The sequence below is a fragment of the Bacillus sp. SIMBA_005 genome (assembly GCF_046535585.1).
In the GTDB taxonomy this organism is placed as follows: Bacteria; Bacillota; Bacilli; order Bacillales; family Bacillaceae; genus Bacillus; species Bacillus pumilus.
In genome coordinates, this window is record NZ_JAWRWI010000348.1 from 1 (window position 1) to 274 (window position 274).

General features: G+C 50.0%; 1 protein-coding gene. It reads right to left on the bottom strand.

Annotation, left to right across the window (positions count from 1 at the left end; translation table 11 throughout):
- A partial coding sequence (locus tag SB660_RS20415; protein ID WP_410584147.1) for a tetratricopeptide repeat protein occupies positions 1 to 274 on the bottom strand: 274 nt, incomplete at both ends.

A 274-nucleotide genomic window follows, 5' to 3' on the forward strand; every position in this document is an offset into this window, starting at 1 on the left:
GCTTCACTGTATTTTTCCGTTTTAAAGTAGATATGCGTGAGTGAAAAAACAGCCTGGATGACCTGCCGGAAGCTGTGTGCTTCAAATCCGGCAGCCGCCCGTTCAAAATCCTCCGCCGCCTTGCAAAAGTCACCCAGACTGTACATACAGTGCCCGATATTATAATAGGCCGCAGCAATCATATATTGATCATCAAGCCGCTCCGCGTGCTCCAAGGCGCATTCGAGGTATTCCAGCGCTTTTTTATGCTGCTGGGCGTCCATCAGATTTCCGG